Raw genomic sequence first — 14,724 nt, 5'->3', positions numbered from 1 at the left:
GAGCCTGGGGAAGACGAGCGGCAGGCACGCGAAAGCCCGCCACCGGTCGGTGGCGGGCTCAGCGAGTGTGAGGCGTCAGCGCGAGACCTTGCCCGCCTTGATGCACGAGGTGCACACGTTCATCCGCTTCGGCGTCCCGTTGACCACCGCGCGCACGGTCTGGATGTTCGGGTTCCAGCGGCGGCGGGTGCGGCGGTGCGAGTGGGAGACGTTGTTGCCGAAAATCGGCTTCTTGGCGCAGACGTCGCAGACGGAAGCCACGGTAATCGCTCCTTTAGATCAGTCGATCGGCCCGGCGCCGGTACAGCGGCTCATCCGAGCAATGCCGGGACAACCGGCTGGCCGTACGAGGATATCCGATGTCCACCGGTCCACGCCAAATGGGGATCGCGGTGAACGGCGATAATCTCGTCCGGCCAACGCTAGCGCATGCCGGGCCCGGACGCACCGGGAGGGAAGGACGGGGCCGATGCTGAAGGTGCTCGACGGCCCCGCGGTCCGGCGGTGGGCCCGGCGCTGCGCCGAGGCGCTGGGGCGGGCCCGGACGGAGATCGACGCTCTCAACGTGTTCCCCGTGCCGGACGGCGACACGGGCACCAACCTCCACCGCACGCTTCTGGCCGCCGCCGAGGCGCTGGACGAGGTGCCCGCGGACGCCGGTGCCGACCGGGTCTGGCCGGCGCTGGCGCGCGGCGCGCTGATCGGCGCGAGGGGCAACTCCGGAGTGATCGTCAGCCAGGCGATCGGCGGCCTGGCCGAGGTGCTCGGGGAGGCGGAGGGCGGCGGGGCCGACCTGCGCGAGGCGTTCCGCCACGCGTCGGAGCTGGCCAGGGCCGCGGTGGCCCGCCCGGTCGAGGGCACCGTCCTCACCGTGCTGGCGGCGGTCGCCCGCGCGGTGGAGGAGGCCTCCGGCGACCTCGTCGACGTGACGGGGCGCGCGGCCGCGGAGGCGCGCCGCGCGCTGCGGAGCACGACCGGGCAGCTCGACGTGCTGGCCCACAACGGCGTGGTCGACGCGGGCGCGGCGGGTCTCGTCATCATGCTGGAGAGCCTCGCCGAGGTGGTGTCGGAGGCGTACAGCGACCGGCACGAGGTGCCCGCGCCCACCGAGAAGATCGTCGCGGAGCCGGACGACGGCCCCGGATACGAGGTCATGTACCTCCTCGACGCCGGTCCCGGGCAGGTGGAGCGCCTGCGGGCCGAACTGGACGCCCTGGGCGACAGCCTCGTGATCGTCGGCGGCGACGGGCTCTGGAATGTGCACGTCCACGTCGACGACGCCGGAGCGGCGATCGAGGCGGGGCTCGCCGCCGGCCGGCCGTACCGCATCCGGGTGACCTACCTGGGCGGACACGGGACGGGGACGGGAGGCGGTCACAGTAGGCGGGGCGGGCACAGTACGCCGGGCGGGCGCGGCGTGGTCGCCGTCGCGGCGGGCGACGGGCTCGCCGCGCTGTTCCGCGAGGCGGGAGCCGTGGTCGTCCGGCGCGAGCCAGGCGCCACGCCGTCCCTCGCGGCGCTGCTCGGAGCTGTTCGCGAGGCCGGAGCGGAGGTCGCCGTGCTGCCGAACGACGAGGCGGTCCACGCCGTCGCGGTGGCCGCGGCGGAGATCGCCCGGGAGGGCGGCGCCACCGTCAGCGTGCTGCCGACCCGGGCGTCCGTCCAGGGCCTGGCCGCCCTCGCCGTACACGATCCGCTGCGCCGCTTCGACGACGACGTGGTGGCCATGACCGACGTGGCCGGGCACACCCGCCACGGTCACGTGTGGGTGGCCGACCGCGAGGCGGTGACCAGCGCGGGGATCTGCCGGCCCGGCGACGTGCTGGGCGTGGTCGACGGCGAGGTCGCGCTGATCGGCGGCGGCCTCGCCGCGACCGCCGTCGAGATCGCCGGCCGGCTGGTCTCCGGCGGCAGCGAGATGGTCACCCTCGTGACCGGTCTGGACGCCCCGCCCGCCCTGCTTGACGCCGTGCGCGGCCACCTGGAACGGACCCGGCCGGACATCGAGATCGTCGTGTACGAGGGCGGGCAGGGCGGTTATCCGTTGCTCATCGGCGTCGAGTGAGCCGGAATGTCGGCGTGCCGGGGTACTAATGGGTGTCGTGACGAGCTTCGACGAGCCGCTGCGGAAGGCGGTGGGCCGCACGGCGGCGCCGCTGGAGAGCGCGCTGGGCATCACGACGGTCGGCGAGCTGCTGCGCCACTACCCCCGGCGCTACGCGCGGCGCGGTGAGCTGACGCCCATCGCCTCCCTTGAGCACGACGAGCACGTCACCGTCGTCGGCAAGGTCTCCTCGGCGGTGCGGCGCCCGATGAAGAACCGGCAGGGCACCTGGCTCGACGTCGAGGTCACCGACGGCAAGGACCGGCTCCACCTCGCCTTCTTCGGCAAGGGGGCCTTCGTGGCCGAGCAGCGGCTGAAGCCGGGAGCGGAGGCGATGTTCTCGGGGAAGGTCAACGTCTTCTCCACGGCCAGGACCAGGCGCGTCTCGCTCACCCACCCGGAGTACGAGTCGTTCGACGAGTCGGCGGAGACCGCGGCGGAGTTCGCCTCCGCCCTGGTGCCCATCTATCCGTCGGCCCAGGGGCTGGCCAGCTGGAAGATCCGCAGAGCCGTGCAGACCGTCCTCGACGTCCTCAGCCTGGACGACCCCGTCCCCGCCGCCGTGCGCGACCGGCTCGGGCTGACCGCGATCGAGGACGCGCTGCGCGGCATCCACCGGCCGAGGGACCCCGGCGACCTCGCCAGGTCCCGGGCCAGGCTCGCCTTCGACGAGGCGTTCGTGCTGCAGGCGGTGCTCGTGCGGCGGCGCATGGCGGCGTCCGCCTGGCTGGCGCGGCCCCGCCCCGGCTGTGAGGACGGCCTGCTGGGCCAGTTCGACAAGAGGTTGCCGTTCCAGCTCACGGAGGGCCAGCGGCAGGTGGGCGACGAGATCGCGGCCGATCTCGCCCGCGAGCACCCCATGCACCGGCTGCTGCAGGGGGAGGTCGGCGCGGGCAAGACCGTGGTGGCGCTGCGGGCCATGCTCCAGGTCGTCGACTCGGGCGGGCAGGCGGTGCTGCTCGCCCCCACCGAGGTGCTGGCGCAGCAGCATCACCGGTCGATCGTCGGCATGCTGGGCGACCTCGCCACCGGCGGCATGTTCGGCGGCACCGTCGTCGCCCTGCTCACCGGCTCCATGGGCGCGGCGGCCCGCAGGGCCGCGCTGCTCGACGCGGCGTCCGGCGCGGCCGGGATCGTGATCGGCACCCACGCGGTGCTGCAGGAGCGCGTGCAGTTCGCCGACCTGGGCCTCGTCGTGGTGGACGAGCAGCACAGGTTCGGGGTCGAGCAGCGCGACGCGCTACGGGAGAAGGGCGGCGGCGGGCGGCCGCACGTGCTCGTCATGACCGCCACGCCCATTCCCCGCACGGTGGCCATGACCGTGTTCGGCGACCTCGAGGTGTCCACGCTCTCCCAGCTGCCGTCGGGGCGCGCTCCCATCACCACCCATGTGGTGCCCGTCTCCGACAAGCCGCACTTCCTCGACCGCGCCTGGCAGCGGGTGCGTGAGGAGGTCGCCCTCGGCCGCCAGGCATACGTGGTGTGCCCGCGCATCGGCGACCAGGAGGGCGACGAGGGAGATCTGAACGCAGACGTGGATCTGGACGGGGACGGCGCCGGGGACACGGACGCCGGGGAGCGTCGCCCACCGCTGGCCGTGCTCGACGTGGCGCAGCTGCTCGCCGAGGGGCCGCTCCACGGGCTGCGGGTCGGCGTGCTGCACGGCAAGCTGCCCCCGGAGGAGAAGGACGCCGTGATGCGGGCCTTCGCCGGGGGCGAGATCGACGTCGTGGTGGCGACGACGGTGATCGAGGTCGGGGTGGACGTGCCCAACTCGTCCGTCATGGTGATCATGGATGCCGACCGGTTCGGTGTCTCGCAACTGCACCAGTTGCGCGGCCGGGTGGGCCGGGGCGGACTGCCGGGGCTGTGCCTGCTGGTCAGCGAGGCGCCCGAAGGCACCCCCGCCCGGCGGCGGCTCGACGCGGTGGCCGAGACGCTGGACGGATTCGCGTTGTCCCGGGTCGACCTGGAGCAGCGCAGGGAGGGCGACGTGCTGGGTGCGGCCCAGTCGGGCCGGAAGTCGTCGCTGAAGCTGCTCCAGTTGCTGCGCGACGAGGATGTGATCGAGACGGCCCGGACGGAGGCCACGGCGCTGCTGGCGGCCGATCCGGAGCTGGCCGCCCATCCCGCCCTGCGCGCCGAGCTCGACGTCGTGGTGGGCGGCGAACGCGCGGAGTTCCTGGAGAAGGCCTGAGGCCGCCGGGGGTCTGAATGAGCCTCAGCAGGGCCTCTGGGCCGAGGGCCACGGGAACGGCTCCTCAAATGACCCAGGGCCCAGCCCTGGGACGGCCTCCCCCCGAATGCCGTCCCAGGGCTGGGCCCACCCTCGGGTCAGGTCGCCGAGGGCGCCGACGTGCGGAAGGGCTCACGATCACGCCGACCGGCCTTCCCCTGGGTCACCTCGAAGGCCGCAGAACTCATCATGCGGATCGGGGCGGTCCCGCGATACCGGTCTTACTCATTCCTCGCCGCCGCTTGCCCACTCTTGACTGTGATCGATTTTGCCGCTCCCCGGCGCGCACGGGCGAGGCACAGACGGCGACAGAGACGGCGGCGCAGAGGACGGCACGGACGGCGGGACAATGGACGGGTGACGCGGGTGATCGCAGGGACGGCCGGGGGACGCAGGCTCGCCGTCCCGCCGGGAAGATCGACCAGGCCGACCAGCGACCGCACCAGGGAGGGGCTGTTCGCCACGGTCGGCTCGGCGCTCGGCGCGCTCGACGGCGCCCGGGTCCTCGACCTGTACGCGGGCTCCGGAGCGGTGGGCCTGGAGGCGCTCAGCAGGGGCGCGGCGCACGCCCTGCTCGTCGAATCGGAGGCGAGGGCCGCCCGGACGATCAGGGACAACATCGCGGCGCTCGGGCTGCCGGGGGCGGCGCTCCGCGCCGAGAAGGTCGAACGCGTGGTCGCCAGGCCGTGCGAGGAGCCGTACGACTTCGTCTTCGCCGACCCTCCGTACGCGGTCGCGGACGAGGCGGTGACACGGGTGCTGGAGGCGCTGCGCGACAACGGCTGGCTCGCGGACGGGGCGCTGGTGGCGGTGGAACGCGAGTCGCGGGGTAAGGACCTGGTGTGGCCGCCGGGTTTCGCGGAAGACAGGGTCCGCCGGTACGGCGAAGCGTCCGTTTGGTACGGTCGCGCAGCCGGGAACCCGTGAATCGTGGGGGTGCGTCTTGCGCCGAGTCGTCTGCCCTGGATCGTTCGACCCCGTGACCAACGGGCATCTGGACATCATCGGCAGGACATCGCGCCTGTACGACGAGGTCGTCGTGGCCGTGCTCATCAACATCGAGAAGCGGAGCCTGTTCACCGTCGACGAGCGCATCGAGATGCTGCAGGCGGTGACGAAGGAGTACGGCAACATCAGGGTCGAGAAGTTTCACGGGCTGCTGGTCGACTTCTGCCGGCAGCAGAGCATCCCGACGATCGTCAAGGGCCTGCGCGCGGTCAGCGACTTCGACTACGAGTTGCAGATGGCGCAGCTCAACTATCGGATGTCCGGTGTGGAGACGCTCTTCATGTCCACCAACCCGGAGTATTCGTTCCTCTCCTCCAGCCGGCTGAAGGAGATCGCGCGGTACGGAGGTGACGTGTCGGGCCTGGTCCCCGACCTCGTGCACGACCTCCTCGTCGAGCGGCTCAGGGGCTGAGCCGGGGCTGGTATTGTTGCCTTTCAGCCTTGCACGACGGCGGTGATTCGCCATGCCTAATGAGAGCAGGATGACTCTGCACAGCCTCGATCCCCGAGCCCCGTGGGTTCTTTCCACCCATGATCTGGGCCGACGACCGGGATCGATGCGCAGGATCAGCCCGGTTCTCCCGGCACCGGCGGACCTCGCGGTCGGAATGATCGGCGTCCCCAAGGGCGCCGACGTCGAGCTGGACATCCGGCTCGAGGCGGTGATGGAGGGCGTGCTCGTGACGGGCACGGCGCGGGCTCCTCTCACGGGAGAGTGCTCGCGCTGCCTGGATCCGTTGACCTCGCAGGTCGAGGTCGACTTCCAGGAGCTTTACTTCTACTCGGCGGAGGACGCCGGCGAGGACGATCTGCTCCTCGACGGCGAACTGCTCGATCTGGAGCCGGTATTCCGTGACGCGGTGGTGCTCGCGCTGCCGCTGAGCCCGGTGTGTGGTGATGACTGCGCCGGTCTCTGCACGGAGTGCGGGGTCAAGCTGGCGGACGCCGGCCCGGACCACCGGCACGACACGGTCGACGCACGCTGGGCGGCGCTGCAGGGTTTGGTTGTGGACAAGGAAGACGATCAGGAGGGTTGACGTGGCCGTCCCCAAGCGGAAGATGTCGCGGAGCAACACCCGCGCCCGCAGGTCCCAGTGGAAGGCGGCGGCGGTGGCACTCGTGAGCTGCCCGCAGTGCCGCTCGCCCAAGCGCCCGCACATCGCGTGCCCGACGTGTGGCACCTACAACCGCCGTCAGGTCATCCAGCCGTCGGCCTGATCGCGGCGTGCGCAAGTGGCGCCGGCCGGATCGTCAAACGAGCCGGCCGGCGTTACGGTGTTCAACGAGTCTGTTCCACAGGTACGTGCGGCGGCGGCAGCGACGCGACAGACCCACATGCCCGCGGCCGTGGTGGACGCCGGGGCCTCCGACACCGGAGGCCCGGCGTCCACCACGCCTTCGGGCCGGACAGCGATCCGCCCGCCTCCGTGCACGGCCCTGCCATGCGCCGGAGTTTGGGAGGAGATCGATGGGCGTCCCATCGGGAAAGCCGGTGGCCGTCGAGGTCGCCAGAGACGAACTGAGCCAGATGCTCGACGTCGGGTTGAGCACCCCCATCCTGGAGCGGGCGCTGACCCATCGCTCCTACGCGTACGAGAACGGCGGGCTGCCGACCAACGAACGGCTGGAGTTCCTGGGTGACTCCGTGCTGGGCCTGGTGGTCACCGACACGCTGTACCGCAACCACCCCGACCTCCCCGAGGGCCAGCTCGCGAAGCTGCGGGCCGCGGTGGTCAACATGCGCGCGCTCGCGGACGTCGCCAGGACCCTCGACCTCGGCAAATACCTGCGCCTCGGCCGGGGCGAGGAGGGCACGGGCGGACGGGACAAGTCGTCCATCCTGGCCGACACCCTCGAAGCCCTGATCGGCACGGTCTACGTCGACAAGGGCCTCGACGAGGCGTTCCGGGTGGTGCACCTGCTGTTCGATCCGCTGATCACCCGCTCGGCCTCGCTGGGCGCGGGTCTCGACTGGAAGACGTCGCTGCAGGAGCTCACCGCGGCCGAGATGCTCGGCGTCCCCGAGTACCACGTCGACGAGAGCGGGCCCGACCACGCCAAGTCGTTCGTGGCCACGGTGCACGTCGGCGGCAAGGAGTACGGCGAGGGCGCCGGCCGCAGCAAGAAGGAGGCCGAGCAGCAGGCCGCGGAGGCCGCCTGGACCGCGATCCGGGCCCTGCGCGACGCCCGCGAGGGCGCCGGCCCGGTGCCCGCCTAGGAGTTTCGCCGTGCCCGAACTGCCCGAGGTGGAGGTCGTCCGGCGGGGCCTTGAACGCTGGGTCGCCGGGCGCACGGTCGCGTCGGCGGAGGTGCTGCACCCGAGGGCCGTCCGCCGCGACCCCGGCGACCTGCCGGCCGTGCTCAAGGGCAGAACGCTGCGTTCGGCCGAGCGCCGGGGCAAATACCTGTGGATGCCGCTCGGCGACGGACCCGGCGACGAGGAGCCCGCGGACGCCCTGCTCGCCCACCTCGGCATGAGCGGGCAGCTTCTCGTCGTCGACCCCGCGGCGCCGGAGGAGAAGCACCTGCGGGTGCGGATCCGCTTCGCCGACGACGGTCCCGAGCTGCGCTTCGTCGACCAGCGGACGTTCGGTCACCTGCTGGTCGCACCGCTGGACCCCCGGCCGGCCCGGCCGGTGCCCCAGCCGATCACGCACATCGCGCCCGATCCGCTGGAGGAGGCGTTCGACGACGAGGAGTTCGCCGTACGGGTACGGCTGCGCCGTACCGGGATCAAGCGGGCGCTCCTCGACCAGTCGCTGATCAGCGGGGTCGGAAACATCTACGCGGACGAGGCGCTGTGGCGCGCCCGGTTGCACTGGGCCCGGCCCACAGAGACGCTCACCCAGCCGAAGATCGCCGAGCTGCTCGCGGCGGTCCGCGCGGTCATGACCGAGGCGCTCGGTCAGGGCGGCACCTCGTTCGACAGCCTGTACGTCAACGTGAACGGCGAGAGCGGCTACTTCGACCGGTCGCTCGCCGTGTACGGCCGCCGCGACGAGCCCTGCCGCCGTTGCGGGACGCCTATCCGGCGCGAGGCGTTCATGAACCGCTCCTCCTACAGCTGCCCGAAGTGCCAGCCCGTCCCGAAGAACGCCCGGCCCTAGGCGTGTCCGACGGTCCGAACCCGGGCTTCGCGTTTGGTCACGACTACAGTTCGTGAGTTGCGGATCAGGCTGCTTGGGCCACCCCCCGCCGGTGGTCCGTCGCGCCGATCTGGATACTTGAAGGCGTGATTCGCATGACGGCGTGGGTCCGCGGGCGCGTGCAGGGTGTGGGATTCCGGTGGTGGACCCGCGCCCGGGCGCTGGAGCTGGGCCTGACCGGCTGGGCGGCCAACCTTCGCGACGGCAGGGTTGAGGTCGTGGCCGAAGGTCCACGGGAATCATGCGAGAAGCTGCTCGCGGCGCTGCGTGGGGGCGACACCCCCGGTGAGGTTGAGGGGGTGGTGGAACGCTGGAGCGACGCTAAGAGAAGTATGGTGGGGTTTGTAGAGAAGTAGGGCTTCCCACTAACCCCTCAAATCCGGTATATTTACCTGGCGAGAGTGCCCACCGGACATCTGTGCGGAGCGTTCAACTTGACCGACTCCATTGCCGGTGCGACTCTTGAGAGGAACCACGCGCACCCCTCCCGCGGCATGAAGTGCGCGAACCAGTCTGGTCACTCAGCGTGGAGGACCCTTTACTATGGCGAAGGCTCTACTCGGCCACGTCGGCGGTCCTGACCCTCGTATGGTCTCGGAAATGCGCCGTCTCCAGCAGCGCATCCGGGATCTGGAGGCAGAACTCAACCGGCTCCAGGCACAGAACGACGCCCTTGCGGCGCAGACTCGTGATGAGGCCCTGGTCCGGCTTCAGGATCGCGAGCCGGCTCTCACCTGAGACCGGCGAGCACGAAGAGATTGTAGGGACGCCCCCCAAAGGCGTCCCTTGCCATTTCCGCACCGTTGTTGAGCCGTTCATTCGTCGTCCATCCAGCTGTATGTCGCTTTATCGTAGAGTTGGATCAATCACCCCGGCTTCACTATTTGCTGCGGTGATGTACGGCCTTTTCGGTTCTCCCGGCGCGGGGCGATCCGCCGGACGGGCCGCGTCCCACCGGATCCCCGGCCCATCCCGGTGTTGTCCTATCCGGCGACCTGGCTCTTCGTGGACCGGTAGTCTTCCCCAAAGTGCCGATGGCGGGAGGGGGCCGACGTGTATCTGAAGACGCTCACCCTGCGCGGCTTCAAGTCCTTCGCCTCCGCGACCACGCTGCGGTTCGAGCCCGGCATCACCGCCGTCGTCGGCCCCAACGGCTCCGGCAAGTCCAACGTCGTCGACGCCCTGGCCTGGGTGATGGGCGAGCACAGCGCCAAGTCGCTGCGCGGCGGCAAGATGGAGGACGTCATCTTCGCGGGGACGTCGAGCCGCCCGCCGCTGGGGCGCGCCGAGGTCACCCTCACCATCGACAACGCCGACGGCGCGCTGCCGATCGACTACACCGAGGTGACGATCAGCCGCCTGATGTTCCGGTCCGGGCAGAGCGAGTACGCCATCAACGGCGACACCTGCCGCCTGCTCGACATCCAGGAACTGCTGTCCGACTCCGGCATCGGCCGGGAGATGCACGTCATCGTCGGGCAGGGACAGCTCGACCAGGTGCTGCACGCGGGGCCGGAGGAGCGCAGGGCGTTCATCGAGGAGGCCGCGGGCGTACTCAAGCATCGCAAGCGCAAGGAGAAGGCCCTCCGCAAGCTGGACGCGATGCAGGCCAACCTCAACCGTGTCCAGGACCTGGTGGCCGAGTTGCGGCGCCAGCTCAAGCCGCTGGGCCGCCAGGCGGAGATCGCCCGCAAGGCCGCCGTCATCCAGGCGGACCTGCGCGACGCCCGGCTGCGCCTGCTCGCCGACGACGTCGTGACGTTGCGTGACACGCTGCAGCGTGAGGAGGCCGACGAGGCGGCCGTGCAGACTCGCAGGGCCCAGGTCGAGGCGGAGCTGGCCGAGGGCCAGCGGCGCGAGGCCGAGCTGGAGACCGCGGAGAACCAGGCGCAGCCGCGGCTCAAGGCGGCGCAGGAGACGTTCTACGGCCTGTCCTCGCTGCGTGAGCGGCTGCGCGGCCTGGAGGGCCTGGCGGCGGAACGGCAGCGGCACGCCGCCGACGCGGCCGCCGTCGAGCGCAGGGGCCGCGACCCGGAGGACCTCGAACGGGAGGCCGCCGAGGTCAGGGAGCAGGAGCGGCTGCTGTCGGAGGAGCTTGACGAGGCGCGCGATCGGCTGGAGGCGGCCGTCGAGATCCGGGCGGAGGCGGAGGAGACCCTGGCCGCGGAGGAGCGCCGCCTCGCCGCCGCCGCGCGGGCCGCCGCCGACCGCCGGGAGGCCCTCGCCCGCCTGCGGGGGCAGGTGGAGTCGGCGCGCAGCCGTGCCCGCGCGGCCGGGGACGAGATCGGGCGTCTCACCAAAGCCGTGGCCGACGCCCGGCAGCGGGCCGAGAACGCCCAGGCCGACCTCGACACGCAGGAGCTCGACGAGCCGGCCGCCGATCCTGAGCTGGCCGCCGAGCTGGAGGCCGCGCAGGAGGGCGTCGTCATCGCCAGGGCCGCGGTGGAGGAGGCCCGGGCCCGGGCCGAGCAGGCCGAGGCGGTCGTGGCTGAGGCGAGGGCCGCGCTCGCGCCGCCGCGGGAGGCCCTGGCCGCGGCGAAGGCCGCCGTGGGCGTCGCCCGGGCCGCCGACCAGGAGTCGCAGCGGGCCGTGGCCGCGCTGCAGGCGAGGTGTGAGGCCCTGGAGATGACGCTCACGGGCGGCGCCGACGGCGCGGCGGCCGTGCTCGGCGCCGGGCTGCCCGGAGTCCTCGGCCCGATCGCCACGCTGCTGACCGTCACTCCGGGGGCCGAGGCCGCCGTCGCCGCCGTGCTGTCCGTCGACGGCGTCGCGGTCGACTCGCTCAACGCCGCGGTCGGCTCGCTTGAGCACTTGAGGGAGGCGGACGGGGGCCGCACGGCCCTGCTGATCGGCGCGGACGGCCCGGCCGCCGCCGGGCGGCCGGACATCGCGGTCACCGAGGCCGAGTGGGCCCCCGAGCTGGTGGCCGCGCCGGAGGCGCTCCGCCCCGCCGTGCACGCCCTGCTCGCGGACGTGGTCGTGGTCCCCGACCTGCTGACCGCCCGGAAGGTGGTCGACGCGAACCCGGGGCTGCGCGCGGTGACCCGGGCCGGAGACCTGCTCGGCGTCCATGCGGCCCACGGCGGTGGCGGCGGGGCGACGTCCCTGCTGCAGATGCGCACCGCCCTCGACGAGGCGGCGGCCGACCTGGCGGAGGCGCGGGCGCGGGCGGAGCTGCACACCGAGGGCCTGGACGAGGCCGTCGCGGCCGAGCGGGAGCGCCAGGCCGCCCTCGACGACGCCCAGGGCCGGGTCGGTGAGGCGCAGAGCGGCGTCACGGCGGCCCAGAACGGCGTGAACGAGGCGCAGAACGGGGTGAACGCCGCCCAGGCCGTGCTCGACCGGTTACGCTCCCGGCAGCGCGACGCCGATCAGCGGGCCGCCGCGGCGGCCAAGCAGCTCGCCCGCCTGGAGGCGGCCGTCAAGGCCGCCCAGGACGAGGCGGCCCGTCTCGCGGGCGCCGTACGCGACGCGGAGGAGGCCCGCGACGCGGCCCAGGCCGGGGCGCTTGAGCTGGAGGAGCAGCTCGCCGAGGCGGAGTACGCCGCGGAGCTGGAGGCCGAGCCCACCACGGACACCCGCGACGAGCTGGCCGCGGCCTGCGGGGTGACGCGGCAGGCCGAGATGGAGGCGCGGCTGACCGTCCGCACCGCCGAGGAGCGGGTGCGCGGGATCGCCGGCCGGGCCGACGGCCTGCTCCGGGCCGCCCGGCGCGAACGGGAGGACCGGGCGCTGGCGGCGGCCCTGCGGGAGCGGCGCCGCAGGCAGGCGGAGGTCGCCGCGGCGACGGCGCAGGGGGCGCGCGTCGCCTCACTGGCGCTCGAACGGTCGCTGGCCCTCGCCGCCGAGGAGCGCGACGAGGCGGAGCGGGCGCGCGGCGAGATCGACGCGGAGCTCAAGCGGGTGCGGCTGCGGGTCCGTGAGCTCAGCCAGGAGCTGGACGCCCTGGTCAACCGGGTGCACGGCAGCGAGATGGCCAGGACCGAACGGCGGCTGCGGCTGGAGCAGCTGGAGCAGCGGGCGCTTGAGGAGTATGGCGTCGAGCTGGAGCCGTTGATCTCCGAGTACGGTCCCGACGCCGCCGTTCCCGGCGATCCGCCGGTGCCGTACATGCGGGAGGAGCAGGAGAAGCGGGCCAGGACGGCCGAGCGGCAGATGACCCAGCTCGGGAAGGTCAACCCGCTGGCGCTTGAGGAGTTCGCCGCGCTGGAGGAACGGCACGCCTTCCTCACCTCCCAGCTGGAGGACCTGAAGAAGACCCGCCGTGATCTGCTGCTCGTGGTCAAGGAGGTCGACGACCGGGTCGAGCAGGTGTTCTCGGCGGCGTACGAGGACGTTGCGCGGGAGTTCGGCCAGATCTTCCAGCGGGTGTTCCCCGGCGGGGAGGGGCGTCTGCTGCTCACCGACCCGGAGGACATGCTGACGACCGGGGTGGAGGTCGAGGCCCGGCCGCCGGGCAAGAAGGTCAAGCGCCTCTCGCTGCTGTCCGGCGGCGAGCGGTCGCTCACCGCGGTGGCCTTCCTGATCTCCATCTTCAAGGCGCGCCCCTCGCCGTTCTACGTGATGGACGAGGTCGAGGCGGCCCTGGACGACACCAACACGCAGCGGCTGCTCACCCTGTTCGAGGAGTTGCGGCAGAGCTCCCAGCTCATCGTGATCACACACCAGAAGCGGACGATGGAGATCGCGGACGCGCTGTACGGCGTGTCCATGCGGGGTGACGGCGTCACCCAGGTGGTCAGCCAGCGCCTGCGCGAGCACGCCTGACCGAACGCCGTTCCGGCGCGGCCGCGGGTCCACACACGGGACGGGGCGAACGCATCACACCGGGACGTCTGGGAAACTGCATGGTGTGGACGGTTACATCGGCATCATCGTGATCGTGGCCCTCGCCGCCGTGCTGGCGGTGGGAGGCCTCTTCCTGCTGTTCCGGCCCAAGGCCAAGGACCTGCCGCCCGTCGAGACGCCGCCGGAACCCCCGGCGCCGGTCATCACGGAGCCCCGCCCGGTCGGCCAGGGAGAACGGGACGGCGGCGGGGCGACCACGCTGCCGCCTCCCGCGGAGGAACTGCTCCGGCCTCCGCCGGTCGAGGTGCCCCCGCCGTCCGCCGGCCGGATGGTCCGGCTGCGCGACCGCCTGGCCCGTTCGCAGAACGTGCTCGGCCGGGGGCTGCTCGAACTGCTGTCGCGTGACCGGCTCGACGACGACGTCTGGGACGAGATCGAGGAGATCCTGATCACGGCCGATGTCGGCGTGGCGCCGACCCGGGTCATGGTGGACGACCTGCGCACCAAGGTGAAGGTGCTCGGCAGCCGGACGCCCGACGAGGTCCGCAAGCTCCTGCGGGAGGAGCTGCTCGGCCAGGTGGGGACCGACCTCGACCGCACGCTGCACACCTCGGCTCCGGGGGACCGCCCGGCCGTCGTCCTGGTGGTCGGCGTCAACGGCACCGGCAAGACGACGACGTCGGGCAAGCTCGCGCGCGTGCTCGTCGGGGACGGCGCGAAGGTCGTGCTCGGCGCGGCCGACACCTTCCGCGCCGCCGCGACCGACCAGCTGCAGACCTGGGGCGACCGGGTCGGCGCGGCCGTCGTACGCGGGCCTGAGGGGGGCGACCCCGCCTCGGTGGCGTTCGACGCGGTGGCCAAGGGCATCGAGGAGAAGGCCGACACGGTCATCGTCGACACGGCCGGCCGCCTGCACACCAAGACCGGCCTGATGGACGAGCTGGGCAAGGTCAAGCGGGTCATCGAGAAGAAGGCCGAGGTCGACGAGGTGCTGCTGGTCCTCGACGCCACGACCGGGCAGAACGGCATGCGCCAGGCGCAGGTCTTCGCCGAGGTGGTCAACGTGACCGGCATCGCCCTCACGAAACTCGACGGCACCGCCAAGGGCGGCATCGTGATCTCGGTGCAGCGTGAGCTGGGGGTGCCGGTCAAGCTCGTGGGCCTGGGGGAGGGCCCCGACGATCTGGCCCCGTTCGACCCCGAGGTGTTCGTCGACGCGCTGATCGGCGACTGAGCGTACGTCCCAGGTGGCGGGCCTGACCGGCCCGCCACCTCACCGGGCACGGGGGAGTGCCCGAGACCGGTTCCGCGATCGACGGCGATTCTCCACCCTGGCGGACGCGTTGATCGGCAAGCCCCTTATAGGGTGACGTACGCCACACTTTGCCCAACATTGGGGCTGTGGTGTTACGATATTGAGATCTGTTCGGCCTTCGCGTGAC

At 72.2% G+C, this 14,724-nt stretch carries 13 protein-coding genes; 12 read left to right on the top strand and 1 reads right to left on the bottom strand.

What is annotated here, in order from left to right:
• Nucleotides 1-75: 75 nt before the first annotated feature.
• On the bottom strand, nt 76-261 hold the full coding sequence (gene rpmB, locus JOL79_RS05600; protein WP_036331350.1) for a 50S ribosomal protein L28: 186 nt from the start codon (nt 259-261) through the stop codon (nt 76-78).
• A gap of 208 nt (nt 262-469) precedes the next feature.
• Between rpmB and JOL79_RS05595 the strand changes: the two genes are divergently transcribed.
• The 12 genes from JOL79_RS05595 to ftsY all read left to right on the top strand — a co-directional run bounded on the left by JOL79_RS05595 (nt 470) and on the right by ftsY (nt 14,516).
• Complete coding sequence (locus tag JOL79_RS05595; RefSeq protein WP_210154555.1) at nt 470-2,065, top strand: DAK2 domain-containing protein; 1,596 nt, start codon at nt 470-472, stop codon at nt 2,063-2,065.
• Nucleotides 2,066-2,102: 37 nt separating this feature from the next.
• Nucleotides 2,103-4,301, top strand: coding sequence for an ATP-dependent DNA helicase RecG (recG, locus tag JOL79_RS05590; protein WP_210154554.1), 2,199 nt, complete (start codon nt 2,103-2,105; stop codon nt 4,299-4,301).
• A gap of 396 nt (nt 4,302-4,697) precedes the next feature.
• Nucleotides 4,698-5,267: a 16S rRNA (guanine(966)-N(2))-methyltransferase RsmD gene (gene rsmD, locus JOL79_RS05585; RefSeq protein ID WP_210154553.1), complete on the top strand. Its 570-nt coding sequence runs from the start codon at nt 4,698-4,700 to the stop codon at nt 5,265-5,267.
• 16 nt (nt 5,268-5,283) lie between these two features.
• The gene (coaD, locus tag JOL79_RS05580) at nt 5,284-5,760 is read left to right on the top strand and encodes a pantetheine-phosphate adenylyltransferase (RefSeq protein WP_210154552.1); all 477 of its coding nucleotides are present in this window, start codon (nt 5,284-5,286) and stop codon (nt 5,758-5,760) included.
• A gap of 70 nt (nt 5,761-5,830) precedes the next feature.
• On the top strand, nt 5,831-6,385 hold the full coding sequence (locus tag JOL79_RS05575) for a YceD family protein (RefSeq protein WP_210154551.1): 555 nt from the start codon (nt 5,831-5,833) through the stop codon (nt 6,383-6,385).
• A gap of 1 nt (nt 6,386) precedes the next feature.
• The gene (gene rpmF / locus JOL79_RS05570; protein ID WP_210154550.1) at nt 6,387-6,566 is read left to right on the top strand and encodes a 50S ribosomal protein L32; all 180 of its coding nucleotides are present in this window, start codon (nt 6,387-6,389) and stop codon (nt 6,564-6,566) included.
• A 310-nt stretch (nt 6,567-6,876) separates the two neighbouring features.
• A complete protein-coding gene (rnc, locus tag JOL79_RS05565) occupies nt 6,877-7,566 on the top strand; it encodes a ribonuclease III (RefSeq protein ID WP_230984348.1) in 690 nt (229 codons plus the stop codon).
• Nucleotides 7,567-7,576: 10 nt separating this feature from the next.
• The gene (gene mutM / locus JOL79_RS05560; protein ID WP_210154548.1) at nt 7,577-8,455 is read left to right on the top strand and encodes a bifunctional DNA-formamidopyrimidine glycosylase/DNA-(apurinic or apyrimidinic site) lyase; all 879 of its coding nucleotides are present in this window, start codon (nt 7,577-7,579) and stop codon (nt 8,453-8,455) included.
• Between the two features lie 134 nt (nt 8,456-8,589).
• A complete protein-coding gene (locus tag JOL79_RS05555; protein ID WP_210154743.1) occupies nt 8,590-8,850 on the top strand; it encodes an acylphosphatase in 261 nt (86 codons plus the stop codon).
• Nucleotides 8,851-9,037: 187 nt separating this feature from the next.
• Entirely contained in the window at nt 9,038-9,232 is a 195-nt protein-coding gene (locus JOL79_RS05550; RefSeq protein ID WP_210154547.1) for a hypothetical protein, read from the top strand.
• Nucleotides 9,233-9,547: 315 nt separating this feature from the next.
• Nucleotides 9,548-13,261 carry an AAA family ATPase gene (locus JOL79_RS05545; protein ID WP_210154546.1) on the top strand — a complete coding sequence of 1,238 codons (3,714 nt, stop codon included), beginning with the start codon at nt 9,548-9,550 and terminating at the stop codon, nt 13,259-13,261.
• A gap of 85 nt (nt 13,262-13,346) precedes the next feature.
• Entirely contained in the window at nt 13,347-14,516 is a 1,170-nt protein-coding gene (gene ftsY, locus JOL79_RS05540) for a signal recognition particle-docking protein FtsY (protein ID WP_210154545.1), read from the top strand.
• Nucleotides 14,517-14,724: the final 208 nt, after the last annotated feature.

This window comes from Microbispora oryzae (assembly GCF_017896165.1).
Lineage (GTDB): Bacteria > Actinomycetota > Actinomycetes > Streptosporangiales > Streptosporangiaceae > Microbispora > Microbispora oryzae.
Note: the sequence above shows the minus strand (reverse complement) of the source record. Positions and strands in the feature narration are given on the sequence as shown.